Below are 17960 nucleotides of genomic sequence, written 5' to 3'. Positions count from 1 at the left end.
TAGGGTCTTTTGTCCCCACGCACAATGCCATCGCGCGGCGCTGAGGTGGGCGAAAAACCACAGGCGCGCGCAAGCCTATTTTTCCCGCTCGCTGCGCAGCTTCGCCCAATAGTCCAGCCGTTTCCGGATATCGCGCTCGAAGCCGCGTTCGGGCGGATCGTAAAAGGTCTGCCGGCCCATCTTTTCCGGAAAATAGTCCTGGCCGGAAAAGGCATCGGGCTGGTCATGGTCGTAGCGGTAGCCGGCGCCGTAATCCTCCTCTTTCATCAGCTTGGTCGGCGCGTTGAGGATGTGCTTGGGCGGCAGCAGCGAACCGAACTCCTTCGCCGCCCGCGTGGCCGCCTTGAAGGCGGTGTAGACGGCGTTGGATTTGGGCGCGGTGGCGAGATAGACGGTCGCCTCGGCGAAGGCGAGTTCGCCTTCGGGCGAGCCCAGATAGTCATAGGCGTCCTTGGCTGCGTTGGCCACGACCAGCGCCTGCGGGTCGGCCAGCCCGATATCCTCCATCGCCATGCGCACCAGCCGGCGGCCGAGATAGAGCGGATCCTCGCCGGCATCGAACATGCGGGCAAGATAATAGAGGGCCGCGTCGGGATCGGACCCGCGCACCGATTTGTGCAACGCCGAGATCAGATTGTAATGGCCGTCCTGGCCCTTGTCGTAGATCGGCGCACGGCGCTGGACGATGCGCTGCAGCCCTTCGGGATCGAAAACCTCGCCAGCTTTGGCAGCGCGCCAGACCTCTTCGGCCAAGGTCAGCGAGGCACGACCGTCGCCATCGCTCATGCGGATGAGCATCGCCAGCGCCTCGTCGTCGAGCGGCAGCGCCCTGCCCTCGGTCTCCTCCGCCCGCGTGATCAGTTTGGCGATGCTCTCCTCGCCCAGCGAATGGAAGACCAGCACCCGCGCCCGCGATAGAAGCGCGGCATTGAGCTCGAAGGAGGGATTCTCCGTCGTGGCGCCGACGAGCACGACCGTGCCGTCCTCCATGACCGGCAGGAAAGAATCCTGCTGGGCGCGGTTGAAGCGATGGATCTCGTCGACGAACAGCAGCGTCTGGCGGCCATTGGCGCGCCGCAGCTTTGCCGCCTCGAACACTTTCTTCAGGTCGGCGACGCCAGAAAACACCGCCGAGATCTGCTCGAAGGCAAGACTGGTCTCGCCGGCCAGCAGCCGCGCAACGGTCGTCTTTCCGGTCCCCGGCGGCCCCCAAAAAATCATCGAGCCGAGTGAGCCGGAATTGATCAGCCGCGTCAGCGCGCCATCGGGCCCGGTCAGATGCTCCTGGCCAACGACCTCGCCGAGGTTTTTCGGGCGCAGCCGGTCGGCGAGCGGCCGACCGGGTGGCGCTCTTTCCGGTTCATCGACGCTGAACAGATCGGCCATGCAAGTCTTTTTGTTGGAGCGATCCCACTCTTTTGGAGCATGATCTTATCCGAAAACCGGTTCCCACTTTTCGGGATCATGCTCTAAATGGGAAGAGCGCCTCAGTAACGCAACACCTGGCGCAGTATCTGCCCGCCACGCTCGACGGTAAAGCGCCACCAGCGCGTATCCTGCTGGGCAAGCTGCGCCAGCGTCGCCGCCGTATCGACAGTCGTGCCGTTCACCTCGCGCACAATGTCGCCGGGCTGGAAGCCGAAATCGGCGGCCGGCGAATCGCGGTTGATGTCGACCACGGTGACGCCCTTGAGGTCGGTGCGCAGGCCAAGCCGCTGTGCAAGCCTGGGCGACAGTTCCGCGACCTTGGCGCCCGAGAACGGGCTGCGGCCATGCAGCGTCACTTCCGAGGCCTTGGCGCCCTCCGGCGCACGCTCCAGCGCAATGTCCATCGTCGCCTGCTGGCCTTTGCTCAGGACAGCAAAGCTGGCCTTGGTGCCGATCGACAGCGTCGCCATGCGGTAATCCAGCGCCTCGATGCCGTCAACGGTCGTGCCGTTGAGCTGCAGCACCACATCCCCGGGCTTCAGCCCTGCCTTGGCCGCCGGTCCAGCCTCCTCGACAGACGAGACCAGCGCCCCGGCCGGCTTCTCCATGCCGAGCGATTCGGCAATCTGCGGTGTGACCGCTTCGAACTCGGCGCCGATATAGGGCCGCTCGAAGAAATCGAGCCCCGCCTTGGCCGCGTCGGCGAAAGCGCGCACCATGTTGGCCGGGATGGCAAAGCCAATGCCGATCGAGCCGCCGCTGCGGCTGTAAATCGCAGTGTTTATGCCGACCAGCTGGCCGCCCATGTTGATCAGCGCGCCGCCGGAATTGCCGGGATTGATGGCAGCGTCGGTCTGGATGAAATAGCCCGAATCCGAAACGCCGATATGGCTGCGGGCAAGCGCCGAAACGATGCCGCTGGTGGTGGTCTGGCCGACGCCGAACGGATTGCCGATCGCCAGCACCAGGTCGCCGACCTCGAGCGCGTCGGAATCGCCGATGGCGATCACCGGAAACGGCTTGTCGGAGGTGATCTTGAGCACGGCAAGGTCGAGCGTCTCGTCCTTGAGCATGACCTTCGAGGTGAATTCGCGCCCGTCGGCGGTCGCGACCTTGACCTCGTCGGCGTCCTTGATGACGTGGAAATTGGTGACGACCACGCCACTCGGGTCAACCAGCACGCCCGAGCCGAGCGAAGATTGCGCGCGCGGCTGCGCGCGACCGAAGAATTCCTCGAAGAAAGGATCGCCGTCGAAGGGTGACGTGACCTTGGCCGTCTGTGAGGCATAAACATTGACCACCGCCGGCGCCGTCTGCTTGACCAGTGGCGCAAACGAAAGCTGCACCTCTTCGCGGCCGAACGGCACACGCTTGTCGGGACCGGAGGTGCCGTTCTCGCCCTCGACGCCATGCAACAGATCGGTCAGCACATCGGAGAGGCCCGGATCGGCTGGCTTGGCGGCGTCCTCGGCCAGCGCCTGCCTCACGGCCGGTGCCGCGGCAAAGGCGGCCAGCGCGCAAAGGGCAACAAGAAACAGCCGTTTGAAGTGCATTCCGAATCCTCCAGATCGGGCGTCATTGTCCCGACGATTGTGCAGAATGAAAGGCTAATGCACTGAAATACGGCGATTGTCGTGCAAAAGCACTCGCCCGGCAGGCAAAAACGCTTGGCGAGGCATGCCCTCGCGACAATACAAAAAAGGGGCCCGAAGGCCCCTTGAAGTCATTTGCGATACCGAGCCTTATGCGGCCGCGGCTTCCTCATTGACACCTTCGGCCTCGAGGCGGGCGCGGTCGCCGGCGCCCTTGGCGTCGGTGTCGCGGTCGACGAACTCGATGACCGCCATGGCGGCATTGTCGCCGTGGCGGAAGCCCGCCTTCATGATGCGCAGGTAGCCGCCATTGCGGTCGGCGTAGCGCGGCGCAATGGTGTCGAACAGGCGCTTGACGACGCCTTCATTGCCGATCTGGGCAATGACCTGGCGGCGCGCATGCAGGTCGCCGCGCTTGCCAAGCGTCACCAGCTTCTCGACGATCGGACGCAGGTCCTTCGCCTTGGGCAAGGTGGTGACGATCTGCTCATGTTCGAGCAGCGACACGGCGAGGTTGGCGAACATCGACTTGCGATGGCTAATGCTTCGGGCGAAGCGGCGGCCTTTGAAACCGTGGCGCATGGCTCTTTTCCTTCTTCAGTTGTTCAAGAGGCCATGGCCTCTGATGGTTTTCTGCATGACCGTCGGATCGAGCGGCCCACGCCGCCGATCCTTGGAATTCATGCTCAATATTGATCTTCGTAACGCTTGGCGAGGTCTTCGATGTTTTCCGGCGGCCAGTCCGGCACTTCCATGCCGAGGTGCAGGCCCATCGCCGCCAAGACTTCCTTGATCTCGTTCAGCGACTTGCGGCCGAAGTTCGGGGTGCGCAGCATCTCGGCTTCGGTCTTCTGGATGAGATCGCCGATGTAGACGATGTTGTCGTTCTTCAGGCAGTTGGCCGAACGCACCGAAAGCTCGAGCTCGTCGACCTTCTTGAGCAGCGCCGGGTTGAAGGCGAGCTCGGTGACGGCTTCGGTAGCGACTTCCTTCTGTGGCTCGTCGAAGTTGACGAACAGGCCGAGCTGGTCCTGCAGGATGCGGGCAGCGAATGCCACCGCGTCCTCGCCCGAGATCGAACCGTCGGTCTCGATCGTCATGGTCAGCTTGTCATAGTCGAGAACCTGGCCCTCGCGGGTGTTCTCGACCTTGTAGGAGACCTTCTTGACCGGCGAATACAGGCTGTCGACCGGGATAAGGCCGATCGGCGCGTCTTCGGCACGGTTGCGCTCTGCCGGCACGTAGCCCTTGCCGGTGTCGACGGTGAATTCCATGCGGATTTCCGCGCCTTCGTCCAGCGTGCAGATGACGTGGTCGGGGTTGAGGATCTCGACGTCGCCAACCGTCTGGATGTCGCCAGCCAGAACCGCACCCGGGCCCTGCTTGCGAACGACCATGCGCTTGGGGCCATCGCCTTCCATGCGGATAGCGATTTCCTTGATGTTGAGCACGATGTCGGTCACGTCTTCACGCACACCGGCGATCGACGAGAATTCATGCAGAACGCCGTCGATCTGCACGGCGGTCACAGCCGCACCGCGCAGCGAAGACAGAAGCACGCGGCGCAGCGCGTTGCCGAGCGTCAGGCCGAAGCCGCGTTCGAGCGGCTCGGCGACCAGCGTGGTCAGCGTCTTCTTCTTCGACGAGAACTCGATCTTGTTCGGCTTGATCAGTTCCTGCCAATTTTTCTGGATCATGATGCTTTCCTTCCGTTGACCCGCCACCATCCAATCGTGGCGGGCGACCTGGAGTGCCGTGGAGGAGCGCCAGAGGCGCTCGCGCGGCGTTCGGTAATGTCTTAGACGCGGCGCTTCTTGCGCGGGCGGCAGCCATTGTGCGGGATCGGTGTCACATCACGGATCGAGGTGATGGTGAAGCCGGCCGCCTGCAGGGCGCGAAGCGCCGATTCACGACCGGAGCCAGGTCCGCAGACCTCGACTTCGAGCATGCGCATGCCGTGTTCCTGGGCCTTCTTGGCGACGTCTTCGGCAGCCATCTGGGCAGCGAACGGGGTCGACTTGCGCGAACCCTTGAAGCCCTGGGCACCGGCCGACGACCAGGCAATCGAATTGCCCTGCGCGTCGGTGATGGTGATCATCGTGTTGTTGAAGGTCGAATTGACGTGGGCAACGCCCGACGAGATGTTCTTGCGTTCGCGACGGCGAACACGACCGGCTTCCTTGGCCATGATAGTCCTTTCAGTTGATCTCTACACCGCCGTAATGCCAGCGGCTCCACCTTCGGAAGCGAGTAGTGAGTAGGGATTAGCGATTAGGGATCCCTACTCGCTAACGGCTACTCGCTATTCGCTCACTTACTTCTTCTTGCCGGCGATCGACTTGGCCGGGCCCTTGCGGGTGCGTGCATTGGTGTGCGTGCGCTGGCCGCGAACCGGCAGCGAGCGGCGGTGACGCAGGCCGCGGTAGCAGCCGAGGTCCATCAGCCGCTTGATGTTCATCGACACTTCGCGGCGCAGGTCACCTTCGACCTGGTAGTCGCGGTCGATGGTCTCGCGGATCTGCAGCACTTCCGCGTCGGTCAGCTGGTTGACGCGGCGCTCGGCCGGGATGCCGACCTTGTCGACGATCTCCTGGGCGAACTTCTTGCCAATGCCGTGAATGTACTGAAGCGCAATGACGACGCGCTTGTTGGTCGGAATGTTGACGCCGGCTATACGAGCCATATTCTTCTCTTCTCCATGTGGGCCGGCCAACCTTCAAAAGGCAGGCCCGGCGCTGTTCAAATTACCCCGCGTCCGGTGGAGGCCGGCCCATGCGGGAGTTTCCTAGTTTCAATACGGCTGCCTTGCCCTTGCGGACAAGCAAGCCTCATGCCTGATAGGAAGACGGGCCGCCATAACCCAGCGAACCGTTCCAGTCAAGCGCAATCTTTACTTTGCCGTAACGGTCTCCCGCGTCACTGCGGCGAGCAGCGCTTCGATCTCCGCCGTCACAGTGTCGATGCCGGCCATGCCGTCGACGCTCTTCAGCGTGCGCTTGGCGTAGTAATAGCCGATCAGCGGGGCGGTCTTCTTGTAATATTCCCGCAGGCGCTCTTCGAACACCACCGGGTTGTCGTCCTTGCGCACCGGCTGGCCGGCGGCCTTGGCGTCTTCGGCCCGCTTGACGATGCGGCCGACCAGCGCCTTGTCGTCGACGACGAACTCAATCACCGCGTCCAGTGCGATGCCACGCTCGGCAAGCATCGATTCAACCGCATCGGCCTGTACCAGCGTGCGCGGGTAGCCGTCGAGGATGAAACCGTTGGCGCAATCGGGCTGATCGATGCGCTCGGCGACGATGGCGTTGACGATGGCGTCGGAAACCAGCTCGCCGGCATCCATCACCGCCTTGGCGCGCTTGCCGACTTCGGTGCCGGCCTGCACTGCCGCCCGCAGCATGTCGCCCGTCGACAGCTGCGGTATGCCGTATTTCTCTACCAGTCTTTGTGCTTGCGTCCCCTTGCCCGCCCCTGGCGGCCCAAGCAATATCAATCTCATCTGGCCTTCTTCCCCCCGCGCAACTTCGACTTCTTGATCAGGCCCTCATACTGGTGCGCGATCAGGTGACCCTGAATCTGCGCCACCGTATCGAGGGTTACACTGACCACGATCAGAAGCGATGTGCCACCGAGGTAGAAAGGTACGCCAGTCGCCGAAATCAGGAATTCGGGCAGCAGGCACACCAGCACCAGATAGATGGCGCCGACGACGGTGATGCGCGTCAGGACATAGTCGATGTAATCGGCGGTGCGCTCACCCGGACGGTAGCCCGGGATGAAGCCGGAATGCTTCTTGAGCTGGTCGGCGGTGTCCTTCGGGTTGAACACGATGGCCGTGTAGAAGAATGCGAAGAACACGATCATCCCCGCATAGAACAGCATGTAGAGCGGCTGCCCATGGCCGAGCGAGGCGAGCACGGTGCTTGCCCAGGCCGGCAGGTTTGTCGTCTGCGAGAAGCCGGCGACCGTTGCCGGCAACAGCAGCAGCGACGACGCGAAGATCGGCGGAATGACGCCCGACGTGTTGAGCTTCAGCGGCAGATGCGAGGTGTCGCCCTGGAACATGCGGTTGCCGACCTGGCGCTTCGGATACTGGATCAGCAGGCGGCGCTGTGCGCGCTCGAAGAACACGATGAGCGCGATGACGATGATGGCCAGCACGATGATCGCCAGGATCAACCCGGTCGACAAGGCGCCGGTGCGGCCGAGTTCCAGCGTGCCGGAGATGGCGCGTGGCAGGCCGGCGACGATGCCCGAGAAGATGATCAGCGAAATGCCGTTGCCGATGCCACGTGCGGTGATCTGCTCGCCCAGCCACATCAGGAACATGGTGCCGCCAACCAGCGTGACGACGGTCGAGATGCGGAAGAACATGCCGGGATCGTTGACGATGCCGTTGCCGCCTTCCAGGCCAACCGAAATGCCATAGGCCTGCACCAGCGCCAAAAGCACCGTGCCGTAACGCGTGTACTGGTTGATGACCTTGCGGCCCTGCTCGCCTTCCTTCTTCAGCGCTTCCAGCGAGGGAATGACCGAGGTCATCAGCTGCATGATGATGGAGGCCGAGATGTAGGGCATGATGCCGAGCGCGAAGATCGCCATGCGCTGCACGGCGCCGCCGGCAAACATGTTGAACATGCCGAGCACGCCCTTGGCTTGCGAGGAGAAGGCCTGGGCGAACGCGTCCGGGTTGATGCCGGGCAGCGGGATGTAGGTGCCGAGACGATAGACAAGCAGCGCGCCGACGGTGAACCAGATTCGCTTCTTCAGATCCTCCGCCTTGGCGAAGGCCGCAAAATTCAGATTCGAGGCTAGTTGTTCAGCAGCCGAAGCCATGCCTGATTCTCCGCTTGGTCACGCTCGATGCCCGCAGCTCAGGCGGCGCGTTTCACCGAAGCTCACGAGATAAGCTCCGGGCTCTCAACATGCAAGCGGCCGCGTTGACGCGGCCGCTCAATTGATCGGATCAAAGCGCAATCGTGAGCAAAAACGGAGGCCGTTCCTGCCAAGCGCGCTTCAAATTGCCGTTACTCGGCAGCGGCCGCTTCCGGCAGCTTGACCGAACCGCCGGCCTTTTCGATCTTCTCGATCGCAGCCTTCGAAGCGCCGGCGACGTCGAAGGCAAGCTTTGCCTTGAGCTCGCCGTCCGAGAGGATGCGCACGCCGTCCTTGACGCGGCGGATGACGCCGGCGGCAACCAGTGCCTCGGCCGTCACGGTCGCCTTGGCGTCGAGCTTCTTGGCATCGAGCGCCGTCTGGATACGAGCCAGCGACACGACGACAAAGCTCTTGGCGAAGATGTTGTTGAAGCCACGCTTCGGCAGGCGCCTGTAGAGCGGCATCTGGCCACCCTCGAAGCCGTTGATGGCGACGCCGGAGCGCGCCTTCTGGCCCTTGACGCCGCGACCGCCGGTCTTGCCCGAGCCGGAGCCGATGCCACGGCCGAGACGCTTCTTGGAGTGCGTCGCGCCGTCCTTGTCACGCAGATCGTTGAGTTTCATCTGAGTTCTCCTGCGCTTTTGCTCAGCCCTCGTCCACGACGCGGACGAGATGCTGGACGGCAGCGATCATGCCGCGCACCGACGGAGTGTCCTCCAGCGTGCGCTGCTTGTGCATCTTGTTGAGGCCGAGGCCGACCAGCGTTGCGCGCTGTTCCCTCGGGCGGCGGATCGGCGAACCGATCTGCTCAACGGTGATGGTCTTGGTTGCTTTCTTGGCCATGGTCAAAATCCCTGGTCAGATCGACTATTCTTCAGCCGCAACGGCGGTGCCGCGGCGGGCCTGAAGGGTCGAATACTTGATGCCGCGCGCAGCAGCCACATCCTTGGGATGCATCTGGCTCTTCAGTGCATCGAAGGTGGCGCGAACCATGTTGTAGGGGTTCGACGAACCCATCGACTTGGCGACCACGTCATGCATGCCGAGCGTCTCGAAGACAGCGCGCATCGGGCCGCCAGCGATGATGCCGGTACCCTGCTTGGCGGCGCGCAGCAGCACGCGTCCCGCACCCCAGCGTCCCTCGACGTCGTGGTGCAGCGTGCGGCCCGAGCGCAGCGGCACGAAGATCATGTCGCGCTTTGCCGATTCGGTTGCCTTGCGGATGGCTTCCGGCACTTCGCGCGCCTTGCCGTGACCGAAGCCGACGCGGCCCTTCTGGTCCCCGACGACGACGAGTGCTGCAAAACCAAAGCGACGGCCGCCCTTGACGACCTTGGCGACGCGGTTGATGTGGACGAGCTTGTCCACCATGCCGTCATCGCGCTCTTCACGATCGCGGCCGCGGCCGCCATCCCTACGTTCCTGTGCCATATCCTGTTCCTTGTTTTTTTCCGGAAGCACGGTTGCTGATAAGATCCGGTGCCTCTGTGGGTCACCGGGGGCGAATTATTTTCCTTGCATGATCTTGTCCGAAAAGTCTGCAACTTTTCGGGATCAAGCAATTAGAAGCTCAGGCCACCTTCACGGGCAGCCTCTGCTAGCGCCTTGACGCGGCCGTGATAGATGTAGGCGCCGCGGTCGAAGACGACTTCCTTGACGCCAGCCTTGGCGGCGCGCTCGGCGATCAGCTTGCCGATCGCGGCCGCAGCCGCGGTGTCGGCGCCGGTCTTGAGCGAACCCTTGAGGTCCTTCTCGAGCGTCGAAGCAGCGACAATGGTATGGCCCTTGGCGTCGTCGATAACCTGCACGTAGATGTTCTTCGACGTGCGGTGGACCGACAGCCGCGGACGCTCGCCGGCGACCTTCTTGATCTGGCGGCGAACGCGCTGCGCACGGCGCTGCGTGGATTCCTTGGTACCCATGATGGTCTTCCTTGCCTTCAAAAAACGGGGGCCGCCTTGTGCGGTAGGCGAAAGCGCCTCCCGCGACCGCTCCCCGCGGCGTTAAACTTACTTCTTCTTGCCTTCCTTGCGGACGATCTTCTCGCCGGCATAGCGGACACCCTTGCCCTTGTAGGGCTCCGGACCGCGATACTCGCGGATCTCGGCGGCAACCTGGCCGACCTGCTGCTTGTCGATGCCGGTCACGGTGATTTCCGTCGGCTTCGGCACAGTGATCGTGATGCCGGCCGGCGTCTCGTAGACGACGTCATGGCTGAAGCCAAGAGCCAGCTGCAGGTTCTTGCCCTGAAGGGCGGCGCGATAGCCGACGCCGGTGATCTCGAGCTTCTTCTCGAAACCGTCCTTGACGCCCTGCAGGATGTTGACGATCTGCGTGCGCGACATGCCCCACTTGGAGCGGGCGGTCTTGGTCTGGTCGCGCGGCTGGACAGCGATTTCGCTGCCTTCCATCTTGACCAGCACTTCGTCGTTCACCACGAACTTCAGCTCGCCCTTGGGGCCCTTCGCCGTCACGGTCTGGCCGTTGACGGTCGCGGTCACGCCCTGCGGCAGCGAAACGGGTTTCTTTCCAATACGAGACATTTTGTTGTCCTCGTCACTTCTCTTGTTTCAGGTCTGCCGAATTAGAAAATCTGGCAGAGGATTTCGCCGCCGACATTCTGTTCGCGTGCTTCGTGATCGGCCATCACGCCCTTCGGCGTCGAAAGGATGGCGATGCCGAGGCCGTTGGCGACGTGCGGGATCGACTTGGCCGAGACGTAAACGCGGCGGCCAGGCTTCGAGACGCGGGCGATTTCACGCACGACCGGAGCACCGTCGAAATACTTCAGCTCGATTTCGATCTCGGACTTGCCGTTGTCGAAGTCGGTCTGGCTGTAGTCGCGGATATAGCCTTCAGCCTTCAGCACGTCGAGGACGCGGGTACGCAGGCGCGAAGCCGGCGTCGAGACGCTCGACTTCTTACGGCCGTACGCGTTGCGGATGCGGGTCAGCATATCGCCGAGAGGATCGCTCAATGACATGTTATGTCCTCCTTACCAGCTCGACTTGACCAGGCCCGGGATCTGGCCGTTATTGCCGAGATCACGAAGCGCGATGCGCGATACTTTGAGCTTGCGATAATAGGCGCGCGGACGGCCGGTAACTTCGCAGCGGTTGCGGATGCGGATCTTGGCCGAGTTGCGCGGCAGGGCAGCAAGCTTCAGCTGAGCGCGGAAGCGCTCCTCCATCGGCTTGGACTGGTCCATGATGATCGCCTTCAGGGCAGCGCGCTTGGGACCGTACTGGTCGGCAAGCTTGCGGCGCCTGTTGTTCTTCTCGACTGAGCTGGTCTTTGCCATTTCAGATTTTTCCTTTTCTCGCTGCCGTTACTGGCGGAAGGGGAAGTTGAAGGCCTTGAGCAATGCCCTGGCTTCGTCGTCCGTCTTCGCGGTCGTACAAACGATGACGTCCATGCCCCAGATCTGATCAACCTTGTCGTAGTTGATCTCCGGGAACACGATGTGTTCCTTGATGCCCATGGCGTAGTTGCCACGGCCATCGAAGCTCTTCGGATTCAGTCCGCGAAAGTCGCGAACGCGCGGCAGTGCGATGTTCACGAGGCGGTCGAGGAACTCGTACATGCGTTCCTTGCGCAGCGTGACCTTGGCGCCGATCGGCATCTTCTCGCGGACCTTGAAGCCGGCGATGGAGTTGCGGGCGCGGGTGACGACGGCCTTCTGGCCGGCGATCATCGCCAGGTCTTCGGCCGCGATCGAAGGCTTCTTCGAATCCGCGGTCGCTTCGCCGACGCCCATGTTCAGCACGATCTTGTCGATGCGCGGAACCTGCATCTCGTTGTCGTAGCCGAACTGCTCCTGCAGCGCCTTGCGAATGGTCTCGTTGTAGACCTGCTTGAGGCGCGGCGTGTTCTGGGCCTTGGACTGTTTGCTTTCAGCCTTGGGCTTCGTGGTTTGAGCCTTAGCCATTGATGACTTCTCCCGAGCGCTTGGCGACGCGCACCTTCTTGCCGTCCTTCTGGAAGATGAAGCCGACGCGGGTCGGCTTGCCATCCTTGGGGTCAGCCAGCGCGATGTTCGACAGCTGGATCGGCGCTTCCTTGGTGATGATCCCGCCCTCTTGGGACTGGGACTGCTTCTGGTGACGACGGATCATGTTGACGCCGCGCACCAGCGCGGTGTCTTCCTTCGGCTGAACCGAGAGGACTTCGCCCGAACGGCCCTTGTCCTTGCCGGCCAGCACGACGACCTTGTCGCCTTTTCTAATCTTTTGCATTGGTCCAGCTCCTTACAGCACTTCAGGCGCGAGCGAGATGATCTTCATGTGGTTCTTGGCACGGAGTTCGCGCGGAACCGGTCCGAAGATACGCGTGCCGATCGGCTCTTTTTTGTTGTCGACGAGAACGGCCGCGTTCTTGTCGAAACGGATCACGCTGCCGTCCGGGCGGCGGATGTCCTTGGCCGTGCGAACCACGACCGCCTTCATCACATCGCCCTTCTTAACGCGGCCGCGCGGAATGGCTTCCTTGATCGACACCACGATGATGTCGCCCACGGAAGCGTATTTCCGCTTCGAGCCGCCCAGCACCTTGATGCACATGACACGACGCGCGCCGGAATTATCCGCGACGTCGAGGTTTGTTTGCATCTGAATCATGACTGGCCGCCTTCTTCTTTTCTAACGGGACGGGCTCAAAGCCCCTCCCCGGTCTGTCCAAAATTCGTTGTTTACGCCTGATCCGAAGATACGACGATCCAGCGCTTGTCCTTGGAAATCGGCTTCGATTCCTGGATGAACACCTGATCGCCGACCTTGTGGGCGTTGTTCTCGTCGTGCGCCTTGTACTTCTTGGTCATGCGCACGGTCTTCTTCATCACGGGATGCGTGAAGCGCCGTTCGACCTTGACGACAACCGTCTTCTCGTTCTTGTCGCTGACGACGGTGCCCTGCAGAATGCGCTTTGGCATGGTTTTCGTCCTTAAGCCTTCTTGGCCGCGGACTTTTCCGCAGCGATGGTCTTGATACGCGCAATGTCCTTGCGGACCTGCCTCACGCGCGCGGTCTTCTCGAGCTGGCCAGTGGCCTTCTGGAAGCGCAGGTTGAACTGCTCCTTCTTCAGGCTGGCCAGATCGTCGGTCAGCTGGTCCTGGGTCTTGGTCCGGATGTCTTCGGCTTTCATGATCAGCCCGTCCTTATTCTGCGATGCGCTGTACGAAGCGCGTCCTGACCGAGAGCTTGGCCGCGCCGAGACGCAGCGCCTCACGGGCGGTTTCTTCGTTGACGCCGTCGATCTCGAACATGATTCGGCCCGGCTTGACGCGCGCCGCCCAGTAATCGACAGCGCCCTTGCCCTTGCCCATGCGCACTTCGGTCGGCTTCGACGTCACCGGCACGTCTGGGAAAATACGGATCCACACGCGGCCGGCACGCTTCATCTCACGAGTGATCGCGCGGCGGGCCGCCTCGATCTCACGCGCGGTGACGCGGTTCGGCTCAAGCGCCTTCAGCCCGAAACCACCGAAATCCAGGTTGGTGCCGCCCTTTGCGGTACCATGGATACGGCCCTTGAACTGCTTGCGGAACTTTGTGCGCTTTGGCTGCAGCATCGTTCTAACTCCAAATTCCTAAATAATCAGGCGTTTTCGCGACGACGACCGCGTTCGCGATCACCACCACCGCCATGCGCAGCATCACCCTCGGTCGCGCGACGCTCCGAAGCCATCGGATCGTGCTCGAGGATTTCGCCCTTGAACACCCAGACCTTGACGCCGCAGATGCCATACGCCGTGTTCGCTTCGGCCGTGCCGTAATCGACATCGGCGCGCAGCGTGTGCAGCGGCACGCGGCCTTCGCGGTACCATTCCATGCGCGCGATCTCGGCGCCGCCGAGACGGCCGGCGCAGTTGATGCGGATGCCTTCGGCACCAAGCCGCATCGCCGACTGAACGGCGCGCTTCATGGCGCGGCGGAACGCGATACGGCGCTCGAGCTGCTGGGCGATCGACTGGGCGACCAGCGTCGCGTCGATTTCCGGCTTGCGCACTTCAACGATGTTGAGGTGCGTCTCGGACTTCGTCATCTCCATCAGCTTCTTGCGAAGCTTCTCGATGTCGGCGCCCTTCTTGCCGATGATCAGACCCGGACGCGCCGCATGGATGGTGACGCGGCACTTCTTGTGCGGACGCTCGATCACGACCTTGGAGATCGCGGCCTGCTTGAGTTCCTTCTCAAGATACTTGCGGATCTTGATGTCCTCATGCAGCAGCTTGCCGTACTCGCCGGTGTTCGCGAACCAGCGCGAATCCCAGGTGCGGTTGATGCCGAGGCGCAGACCGATCGGATTGACTTTCTGGCCCATTATGCGGCCTCCCCTTTTTCTTCGACTTCACGAACGACGATCGTGAGGTGCGAGAACGGCTTCTCGATACGGCTGGCGCGACCGCGACCACGAGCGTGGAAACGCTTCATGACGATCGACTTGCCGACATAGGCTTCCGCCACGATCAGCGCATCGACATCGAGGTCGTGGTTGTTTTCCGCGTTGGCGATCGCCGATTCCAGCGTCTTCTTGACCGTGCCGGAAATCCGCTTGGCCGAGAATTCGAGGTCGGAAAGCGCTGTCGCGACCTTCTTGCCGCGGATCAGCGCGGCAACCAGGTTCAGCTTCTGCGGGCTGATACGGATCGTGCGCAGAACGGCGCGCGCTTCGTTGTCAGCAAGCCTGCGCGGAGCTTTGGCCTTGCCCATGATTATTTCCTCTTCGCCTTCTTATCCGCGCCGTGACCGTAATAGGTCCGCGTCGGAGCGAATTCACCGAACTTGTGACCGACCATGTCCTCGTTCACCGAGACGGGAACATGCTTCTGGCCGTTGTAGACACCGAAGGTGAAGCCGACGAACTGCGGCAGGATGGTGGAGCGACGGCTCCACATCTTGATCACCTCATTGCGACCACCTTCACGAACCTTGTCCACCTTCTTGAGAAGGTAGCCGTCGATGAAGGGGCCTTTCCAAATAGAACGAGTCACTTGGCGTTACCTCTTCTTAGCTCTTGCGCTGATGGCGCGAGCGCAGGATGAACTTGTCGGTCGCCTTGTTGGACCGCGTCTTCTTGCCCTTGGTCGGCTTGCCCCACGGGCTGACCGGATGACGGCCACCGGAGGTGCGGCCTTCACCACCGCCATGCGGATGGTCGACCGGGTTCATGGTCACGCCGCGATTGTGCGGGCGCTTGCCGCGCCAGACCGTGCGGCCGGCCTTGCCGTCGTTAATGTTGCCGTGGTCGGGGTTCGACACGGCGCCGACGGTGGCCATGCAGGAGCCGTGAACGACACGCTGCTCGCCCGAGTTGAGGCGCAGGATTGCCATGCCCTGGTCGCGACCGACCAGCTGGCCGTAGCCGCCGGCCGAACGAGCAACCTGGGCGCCCTTGCCTGGCTTCAGCTCGATGTTGTGGACGATCGTGCCGACCGGCATCGAGGCCAGCGGCATCGCATTGCCCGGCTTCACGTCGACCGATTCACCGGCCACGATCTTGTCGCCGGCGGCAAGGCGCTGCGGGGCGATGATGTAGGACAGCTCGCCATCGTCGTACTTGATCAGCGCGATGAAGGCGGTGCGGTTCGGATCGTATTCAATGCGCTCGACCGTGCCGACGACGTCGAACTTGCGGCGCTTGAAGTCGATGATGCGGTACGAACGCTTGTGACCGCCGCCGATGAAGCGGGCCGTGATGCGGCCGTGATTGTTGCGGCCGCCCGACTTGGTCAGGCCTTCGGTCAGGCCCTTGACGGGCTTGCCCTTGTAGAGGCCCGAGCGGTCGACGATGACCAGCTGGCGGGTGCTCGGCGTTACCGGGTTGAATTTTTTAAGTGCCATTGTCCTGTCCTCGCGGCCTAGCTCAGAGACCCGTCGCGACGTCGATCGACTGGCCGTCGGCCAGCGTCACTACCGCCTTCTTGACGTCGCTCTGGCGGCCGATCGTGCCGCGGAAGCGCTTGATCTTGCCCTTGCGGACAAGCGTGTTCACGGCCGTAACCTTGACGCCAAACAGCGCTTCGACAGCGGCCTTGATTTCCGGCTTCGACGCCTTCTTGGCGACGTTGAAGACGACCTGGTTGTTCTCGGAAGCCATGGTCGACTTTTCGGTGATCGCCGGCGAGACGATCACGTCGTAATGACGAAGGTCGGTCATTTAAAGCGCTCCTCGAGAGCCTCGACGGCGGCCTTCGAAAGGACCAGCGTGCCGCGGCGAAGAATGTCGTAGACGTTGATGCCCTGGATGGGCAGCACGTCGATGTTCGGGATGTTGGTCGCTGCCAGCTTGAAGTTCTGGTCAAGCTCGGCACCGCCGATCACCAAAGCGTTGGTCAGGCCCAGCGTCGCGAAATTCGCGATCAGCGCCTTCGTCTTGGCCTCGGTCAGCTTCAGCTCGTCGATGATGATGATCGACGCGCTCTTGGCCTTGGCCGAGAGAGCATGGCGCAAGCCCAGGGCGCGAACCTTCTTCGGCAGATCGTGCTCGTGGCTGCGAACGACCGGGCCGTGGGCCTTGCCGCCGCCGCGGAACTGCGGAGCGCGTGCCGAATGGTGGCGGGCGCGGCCCGTACCCTTCTGCTTGTACATCTTGGCGCCGGTGCGCGCGATTTCGGCGCGGCCCTTGGCCTTGTGCGTGCCCTGCTGGCGCTTGGCCAGCTGCCAGCGCACGACGCGCTGCAGGATGTCCTCGCGCGGATCAAGGCCGAAAATCTCCTCGGAGAGTTTCACCTTGCCGGCGTCCTTGCCGCCAAGCGTTGTGATCTTGACATCCATTATTCTGCTCCCTCTGCGGCCGGAGCCTCGTTCTTCGCGCCACTCTCGGCAGCAACGGCGCGGATCGCGGCAGGCTTCGGCGCATTGGCCGGCAGTGCCACCTTGGCCGCATCGCGGACCAGGATCCAGGCGCCCTTCGATCCGGGAACCGCACCGCGGATCAGGATCAGGCCGCGATCGGCGTCGGTCGAAACGATCTCGACATTCTGTGTGGTGACGCGGGTGTCGCCCATGTGGCCAGCCATATGCTTGCCCTTGAACACCTTGCCCGGGTCCTGACGCTGGCCGGTCGAGCCATGCGTACGGTGCGAAACCGAGTTACCGTGCGTCGCGCGGCCACCACCCATGTGGTGGCGCTTGATGACGCCCTGGAAACCCTTGCCGATCGTCGTGCCCGTCACATCGACCTTCTGGCCGGCGACGAAGTGCTCGACGGTGATCTCGGCGCCGACATCGATCATGTTGTCGGCAGAGACGCGGAACTCGGCGACCTTCGCCTTCGGCTCGACGGAAGCGGTCGCGAAATGGCCGCGCATCGCCTTCGACGTGTTCTTCACCTTGGCGAGGCCAACGCCGAGCTGGACGGCCGTATAGCCGTTCTTCTCCTGCGTGCGCTGAGCCACGACCTGGCAGTTCTCCATCTGGAGAACGGTGACGGGAACATGTTCCCCGGCATCATTATAGATGCGGGTCATTCCCACCTTCTTTGCAATCACACCTGAACGCATCGGTTCAATTCCTTTAGAGTTCCGGGCCAGGGGCACCGCCCCTTACCGCGCTCTCATTCCCTTAGAGCTTGATCTCGACGTCGACACCGGCGGCCAGATCGAGCTTCATCAAAGCATCGACCGTCTGCGGGGTCGGATCGACGATGTCGAGCAGACGCTTGTGCGTGCGCATCTCGAACTGCTCGCGGCTCTTCTTGTCGACGTGAGGCGACCGGTTGACCGTGAACTTTTCGATCCGCGTCGGCAGCGGAATGGGGCCGCGGACGTTTGCTCCGGTGCGCTTGGCCGTCGACACGATTTCTTTCGTCGAGGCGTCTAGCACCCGGTGATCAAACGCCTTCAGGCGGATGCGGATATTCTGTCCGTTCATGCGTCACTTCCTTGTTCTGGCGCGGCGCGGGCAACTCCGCGCCCGCGACAGATCGGTTTAAGTCTAATTATTCTTTGATGGTGACGACGATGCCGGCACCGACGGTGCGGCCGCCTTCACGGATGGCGAAGCGCAGCTTCTCTTCCATGGCGATCGGCACGATCAGCTCGACATCGACCGTGATGTTGTCGCC

30 protein-coding genes are annotated in these 17960 nt (G+C 62.5%); all 30 read right to left on the bottom strand.

All coding sequences use genetic code 11. The annotated features are described in order from the left end of the window. Positions 1-75: 75 nt before the first annotated feature. Positions 76-1386: a replication-associated recombination protein A gene (locus tag JQK88_RS09920; protein ID WP_203278196.1), complete on the bottom strand. Its 1311-nt coding sequence runs from the start codon at positions 1384-1386 to the stop codon at positions 76-78. Between the two features lie 101 nt (positions 1387-1487). Continuing rightward, a complete protein-coding gene (locus tag JQK88_RS09915; protein WP_203278195.1) occupies positions 1488-2981 on the bottom strand; it encodes a DegQ family serine endoprotease in 1494 nt (497 codons plus the stop codon). A 189-nt stretch (positions 2982-3170) separates the two neighbouring features. Beyond that, on the bottom strand, positions 3171-3602 hold the full coding sequence (rplQ, locus tag JQK88_RS09910; RefSeq protein ID WP_192254274.1) for a 50S ribosomal protein L17: 432 nt from the start codon (positions 3600-3602) through the stop codon (positions 3171-3173). Positions 3603-3706: 104 nt separating this feature from the next. Beyond that, positions 3707-4717, bottom strand: coding sequence for a DNA-directed RNA polymerase subunit alpha (locus JQK88_RS09905; protein WP_032933403.1), 1011 nt, complete (start codon positions 4715-4717; stop codon positions 3707-3709). A 101-nt stretch (positions 4718-4818) separates the two neighbouring features. Next, on the bottom strand, positions 4819-5208 hold the full coding sequence (gene rpsK, locus JQK88_RS09900; protein WP_203278194.1) for a 30S ribosomal protein S11: 390 nt from the start codon (positions 5206-5208) through the stop codon (positions 4819-4821). Positions 5209-5334: 126 nt separating this feature from the next. After that, positions 5335-5703 carry a 30S ribosomal protein S13 gene (rpsM, locus tag JQK88_RS09895; RefSeq protein ID WP_006205445.1) on the bottom strand — a complete coding sequence of 123 codons (369 nt, stop codon included), beginning with the start codon at positions 5701-5703 and terminating at the stop codon, positions 5335-5337. A 207-nt stretch (positions 5704-5910) separates the two neighbouring features. Then, complete coding sequence (locus tag JQK88_RS09890; RefSeq protein ID WP_203278193.1) at positions 5911-6519, bottom strand: adenylate kinase; 609 nt, start codon at positions 6517-6519, stop codon at positions 5911-5913. Further along, positions 6516-7856 carry a preprotein translocase subunit SecY gene (gene secY / locus JQK88_RS09885; RefSeq protein ID WP_192254278.1) on the bottom strand — a complete coding sequence of 447 codons (1341 nt, stop codon included), beginning with the start codon at positions 7854-7856 and terminating at the stop codon, positions 6516-6518. Before secY ends, JQK88_RS09890 begins: the two co-directional genes overlap by 4 nt. A 191-nt stretch (positions 7857-8047) precedes the next feature. Then, positions 8048-8521 (bottom strand): 50S ribosomal protein L15, encoded by a 474-nt coding sequence (gene rplO / locus JQK88_RS09880; protein ID WP_142865528.1) that lies wholly within the window; start codon positions 8519-8521, stop codon positions 8048-8050. 22 nt (positions 8522-8543) lie between these two features. Continuing rightward, positions 8544-8741, bottom strand: a complete 198-nt coding sequence (gene rpmD / locus JQK88_RS09875) for a 50S ribosomal protein L30 (protein ID WP_203278192.1) — start codon at positions 8739-8741, stop codon at positions 8544-8546. Positions 8742-8765: 24 nt separating this feature from the next. After that, positions 8766-9329: a 30S ribosomal protein S5 gene (gene rpsE / locus JQK88_RS09870; RefSeq protein WP_006333394.1), complete on the bottom strand. Its 564-nt coding sequence runs from the start codon at positions 9327-9329 to the stop codon at positions 8766-8768. Between the two features lie 131 nt (positions 9330-9460). After that, positions 9461-9820 (bottom strand): 50S ribosomal protein L18, encoded by a 360-nt coding sequence (gene rplR / locus JQK88_RS09865; protein WP_112562358.1) that lies wholly within the window; start codon positions 9818-9820, stop codon positions 9461-9463. A gap of 87 nt (positions 9821-9907) precedes the next feature. Beyond that, positions 9908-10441 carry a 50S ribosomal protein L6 gene (gene rplF, locus JQK88_RS09860; RefSeq protein ID WP_023682603.1) on the bottom strand — a complete coding sequence of 178 codons (534 nt, stop codon included), beginning with the start codon at positions 10439-10441 and terminating at the stop codon, positions 9908-9910. Between the two features lie 41 nt (positions 10442-10482). Continuing rightward, complete coding sequence (gene rpsH / locus JQK88_RS09855; RefSeq protein ID WP_006205453.1) at positions 10483-10881, bottom strand: 30S ribosomal protein S8; 399 nt, start codon at positions 10879-10881, stop codon at positions 10483-10485. Between the two features lie 12 nt (positions 10882-10893). Next, the gene (gene rpsN / locus JQK88_RS09850) at positions 10894-11199 is read right to left on the bottom strand and encodes a 30S ribosomal protein S14 (protein ID WP_010909282.1); all 306 of its coding nucleotides are present in this window, start codon (positions 11197-11199) and stop codon (positions 10894-10896) included. A gap of 27 nt (positions 11200-11226) precedes the next feature. After that, complete coding sequence (rplE, locus tag JQK88_RS09845; RefSeq protein WP_013531429.1) at positions 11227-11826, bottom strand: 50S ribosomal protein L5; 600 nt, start codon at positions 11824-11826, stop codon at positions 11227-11229. After that, positions 11819-12133 (bottom strand): 50S ribosomal protein L24, encoded by a 315-nt coding sequence (rplX, locus tag JQK88_RS09840; RefSeq protein WP_013531428.1) that lies wholly within the window; start codon positions 12131-12133, stop codon positions 11819-11821. Before rplX ends, rplE begins: the two co-directional genes overlap by 8 nt. 12 nt (positions 12134-12145) lie before the next feature. After that, entirely contained in the window at positions 12146-12514 is a 369-nt protein-coding gene (gene rplN, locus JQK88_RS09835) for a 50S ribosomal protein L14 (protein ID WP_006205457.1), read from the bottom strand. A 71-nt stretch (positions 12515-12585) separates the two neighbouring features. Next, positions 12586-12825, bottom strand: coding sequence for a 30S ribosomal protein S17 (gene rpsQ, locus JQK88_RS09830; protein WP_010909280.1), 240 nt, complete (start codon positions 12823-12825; stop codon positions 12586-12588). A gap of 11 nt (positions 12826-12836) precedes the next feature. Next, positions 12837-13037 carry a 50S ribosomal protein L29 gene (rpmC, locus tag JQK88_RS09825; protein ID WP_006205459.1) on the bottom strand — a complete coding sequence of 67 codons (201 nt, stop codon included), beginning with the start codon at positions 13035-13037 and terminating at the stop codon, positions 12837-12839. Positions 13038-13050: 13 nt separating this feature from the next. After that, positions 13051-13464: a 50S ribosomal protein L16 gene (gene rplP, locus JQK88_RS09820; protein ID WP_006205460.1), complete on the bottom strand. Its 414-nt coding sequence runs from the start codon at positions 13462-13464 to the stop codon at positions 13051-13053. Between the two features lie 26 nt (positions 13465-13490). Next, positions 13491-14216 carry a 30S ribosomal protein S3 gene (gene rpsC, locus JQK88_RS09815; RefSeq protein WP_013895697.1) on the bottom strand — a complete coding sequence of 242 codons (726 nt, stop codon included), beginning with the start codon at positions 14214-14216 and terminating at the stop codon, positions 13491-13493. Continuing rightward, positions 14216-14605, bottom strand: coding sequence for a 50S ribosomal protein L22 (rplV, locus tag JQK88_RS09810; RefSeq protein WP_006205462.1), 390 nt, complete (start codon positions 14603-14605; stop codon positions 14216-14218). The genes rpsC and rplV overlap by 1 nt, the downstream gene beginning before the upstream one ends. Positions 14606-14607: 2 nt before the next feature. Further along, on the bottom strand, positions 14608-14886 hold the full coding sequence (gene rpsS, locus JQK88_RS09805) for a 30S ribosomal protein S19 (RefSeq protein WP_006205463.1): 279 nt from the start codon (positions 14884-14886) through the stop codon (positions 14608-14610). 16 nt (positions 14887-14902) lie between these two features. Beyond that, on the bottom strand, positions 14903-15736 hold the full coding sequence (gene rplB / locus JQK88_RS09800; protein WP_023706515.1) for a 50S ribosomal protein L2: 834 nt from the start codon (positions 15734-15736) through the stop codon (positions 14903-14905). Positions 15737-15758: 22 nt separating this feature from the next. Then, complete coding sequence (locus tag JQK88_RS09795; protein ID WP_027170367.1) at positions 15759-16052, bottom strand: 50S ribosomal protein L23; 294 nt, start codon at positions 16050-16052, stop codon at positions 15759-15761. After that, positions 16049-16669 (bottom strand): 50S ribosomal protein L4, encoded by a 621-nt coding sequence (gene rplD / locus JQK88_RS09790; protein WP_192254280.1) that lies wholly within the window; start codon positions 16667-16669, stop codon positions 16049-16051. Before rplD ends, JQK88_RS09795 begins: the two co-directional genes overlap by 4 nt. Then, positions 16669-17397: a 50S ribosomal protein L3 gene (gene rplC, locus JQK88_RS09785; protein WP_023682606.1), complete on the bottom strand. Its 729-nt coding sequence runs from the start codon at positions 17395-17397 to the stop codon at positions 16669-16671. Before rplC ends, rplD begins: the two co-directional genes overlap by 1 nt. Positions 17398-17458: 61 nt before the next feature. After that, positions 17459-17767, bottom strand: a complete 309-nt coding sequence (gene rpsJ / locus JQK88_RS09780; protein ID WP_010909272.1) for a 30S ribosomal protein S10 — start codon at positions 17765-17767, stop codon at positions 17459-17461. 67 nt (positions 17768-17834) lie between these two features. Next, on the bottom strand, positions 17835-17960 hold a 126-nt coding region (locus tag JQK88_RS09775), incomplete at its 5' end, for an EF-Tu C-terminal domain-related protein (RefSeq protein WP_446669874.1).

This window comes from Mesorhizobium caraganae, from assembly GCF_016836705.1.
Taxonomy (GTDB): Bacteria; Pseudomonadota; Alphaproteobacteria; order Rhizobiales; family Rhizobiaceae; genus Mesorhizobium; species Mesorhizobium caraganae.
The sequence above is the reverse complement of the archived record's forward strand: the minus strand, read 5'-3'. Positions and strand labels throughout refer to the sequence as shown.